We start from the raw sequence: 3,115 nt of genomic DNA, 5'->3' as shown, positions 1-3,115 counted from the left end.
GGTGTAAAGAGTGAGATCCTAAGGGAGATTGAAAAAGGCGAGACAGTAGTTGTTCTTGAAGAACTTGAGAACTGGACCAAGGTAAAAACAAGCGACGCCTACATCGGATGGGTTGAAAACAAAAGACTCTCTGGTAGTACGACTAAAAGCCCTATTCCTGTGACAGATTACGTTGAACCTGAGTACACCGGAATTTCAAGAGATCACATGATAAACCTGGGCTTCCACAACATCGGAGGCGCTGGCGGTAATGACACAATTACTGACGTGATTTCAGGAGCTACAAGTCTTAACGTTATTTCTCCTACTTGGTTTGCGGTAACAGGTAATGACGGCTCAATCAGGAGCTTTGCGTCATCTTCTTATGTTAATACAGCCCACAACAATGGCATCGAAGTCTGGGCACTTCTTGATAACTTCACTGGTGGCGTTGATTTCACCACAGGAGAGGTTCTTTCACACGCATCCAGCAGGGCTGCCCTTATTGAAAACGTGGTATCTGCCTGCACAGCAGTAGGAGTTGACGGCCTTAACCTTGACTTTGAGATGGTGGCAGCAGAGGATGGACAGAGTTTTGTGGAGTTCGTAAGAGAGCTCTCAATAGCCTGCAGGAAGGCTGGACTTGTCTTTTCCATTGATAACTATGTACCTATGCACTTCAATGATCATTATGATCTTCATGAGCAGGGAATTGTGGCTGACTACGTTATAATTATGGGCTACGATGAGCATTATGCTGGATCTCAGGAGGCGGGATCTGTTGCGTCTCTTTCATATGTAGAAAATGGCATCATCAACACCGTTGATAAGGTGGATGCAAGTAAGGTCATCAACGCTGTTCCTTTATACACAAGGATATGGCATACAAGCGGCGGTCAGGTCAGCAGTGAAGCAGTTTCCATGAAGGTTGCCAAGGAGTATATCTCCAATCACAGCATCGACATGCAGTGGAACTCTGAGGCAGGCCAGAACTACGGCGAATATACAGGAAGCGATGGCGTCCTTAATCAGATCTGGATGGAGGATGCTGAGTCAATCGGTCAGAAAATCGACTCCATGAGAGCCAGTGGAATTGCTGGTATCGCAGAGTGGTCCCTTGGTATGGAGACCAGTGACGTTTGGGAAGTTATAGCAAATTACGTAAACGGCTAAGAAGTAAGTTATGAATACAGAAGTAATAAAGATAGAAGAAAACAATATAGACAGTGATGCAGGATCTGCCCTTGAAAGAGCAGGCAGCATCATAAGAGATGGAGGACTTGTTGCTTTCCCCACAGAGACTGTGTACGGCCTGGGGGGAGATGCGCTTAATCCCGAGTCTTCAAAAAAGATCTACGCAGCCAAGGGAAGACCTTCTGATAATCCGCTTATTGTGCACGTTGCGGACATTGAGTCAGTAGCAGATATTGTAAAAGAGATCCCGGAGGCCGCAAGGAAACTGGCTGATGCCTTTTGGCCAGGACCTCTTACCATGATAATGAACAAGTCTGACAAGGTCCCATACGAGACCACAGGCGGGCTTGATACTGTGGCAATCAGAATGCCAAACAACAAGATAGCCCTTGAGCTTATAAGGCAGTCAGGGGGCTACATTGCAGCACCAAGCGCCAACACCTCAGGGCGTCCAAGTCCAACAGTTGCAAGGTACTGCGTGGAGGACCTTTCTGGCAAGATTGAGATGATAATCGACGGAGGGCAGGTAGGCATAGGCCTTGAGTCCACCATTGTTGATCTTACAAGTGGAACACCTATGATCCTGCGTCCTGGCTACATCACAAAAGAGATGCTCTCAGGGGTTCTTGGAGCAGTGGAGATAGACAGGACCATCATCGATGGCAATTCCAAGGAAAGACCCAAGGCTCCTGGAATGAAGTACCGCCACTACGCTCCAAAGGGAGAGCTTACAATTGTAGAGGGCAGTCAGGAGGATGTGGTAGCCTATATCAATGACAGGGCCAGAGCAGCAAGAGCAGATGGCAAAAGAGTTGGCGTAATAGGCACAGATGCCACAAAGAGCCTCTACGTTGCTGACGTAGTTAAGAGCGTCGGAAACAGGGAAAATGAGGCAACCATAGCCCATGAGCTCTTTAAAGTCCTCAGGGAATTTGATGATGAAAACATGGATGTTATGTTTTCTGAATCCTTTGACGACAGCGGAATCGGACAGGCCATTATGAACAGACTTCTTAAGGCTGCCGGTCACAATGTGGTCCGGATTTGATATAATAGACACTAGTGAGGGGCGTTTAAGGGAAAGAGGAGAAAAAATGATAGCAATCGCAAGTGATCACGGCGGGTTTGACCGCAAGGAATCAGTCAAAAAGCACTTAGAGGAGAGAGGCATAGAGTACAAGGATTTTGGAACCTATGACAAGAACTCCTGTGATTATCCTGATTTTGGCAGAGCGGCAGCAGAGGCTGTTGCAAAGGGCGAATGCGAAAAGGGCATCGTTATCTGCACAACAGGAATTGGTATTTCTATAGTAGCTAACAAGGTTAAGGGCATCAGATGTGCTCTTTGCTCTGAGACCACAACAGCAAGACTCACAAGGGAGCACAACGACGCCAACATGCTTGCCATGGGCGGCGGAATGGTTGGCGAACTTCTTGCCAACGAGATAGTAGATACTTTCCTGGATACTGAATTCTCAAATCTTGAGAAGCACAGCCGCAGGATTGCAAAACTTGAGGATTAAAAAGGGGGATTAAAATGGGTAAAGTTGTTATCATGGATCATCCTTTGATCCAGCACAAAATTGGTTTTATCAGAAGAATTGATACAGGTACAAGGGATTTCAGGCAGACCATCAGCGAGATAGCGATGCTTATCTGCTATGAGGCCACAAGAGACCTGCAGCTTTGCGATGTTGAGATAGAGACACCTATCTGCTGGACCACTGTAAAAGAGCTAAAGGGAAGAAAACTCTGCGTTGTTCCTATCCTCAGAGCTGGCCTTGGAATGGTAGATGGTATGCTTGCACTTATCCCAGCAGCTAAGGTTGGACATATAGGTCTTTACAGAGATCCTGAGACACTTAAGCCGGTAGAGTACTACTGCAAGATGCCAGCTGATGTATCCGAAAGAGAGATCTTTGTTGTTGATCCTATGCTGGCT

At 46.8% G+C, this 3,115-nt stretch carries 4 protein-coding genes; all 4 read left to right on the top strand.

Annotation, left to right across the window (positions count from 1 at the left end; all coding sequences use genetic code 11):
* On the top strand, window positions 1–1,152 hold a 1,152-nt coding region (locus tag J6I68_RS13400), incomplete at its 5' end, for a glycosyl hydrolase family 18 protein (RefSeq protein WP_292221060.1).
* A gap of 10 nt (window positions 1,153–1,162) precedes the next feature.
* Window positions 1,163–2,221: an L-threonylcarbamoyladenylate synthase gene (locus J6I68_RS13395; protein ID WP_292221058.1), complete on the top strand. Its 1,059-nt coding sequence runs from the start codon at window positions 1,163–1,165 to the stop codon at window positions 2,219–2,221.
* A gap of 46 nt (window positions 2,222–2,267) precedes the next feature.
* On the top strand, window positions 2,268–2,696 hold the full coding sequence (gene rpiB, locus J6I68_RS13390) for a ribose 5-phosphate isomerase B (RefSeq protein WP_292221056.1): 429 nt from the start codon (window positions 2,268–2,270) through the stop codon (window positions 2,694–2,696).
* Window positions 2,697–2,710: 14 nt separating this feature from the next.
* Window positions 2,711–3,115 (top strand): uracil phosphoribosyltransferase (gene upp / locus J6I68_RS13385; RefSeq protein WP_292221054.1); only part of this gene is annotated, 405 nt, incomplete at its 3' end.

The organism is Butyrivibrio sp., assembly GCF_017940685.1.
Classification (GTDB): Bacteria; Bacillota; Clostridia; order Lachnospirales; family Lachnospiraceae; genus Butyrivibrio.
This window is presented reverse-complemented; position numbering and strand designations above follow the sequence as displayed.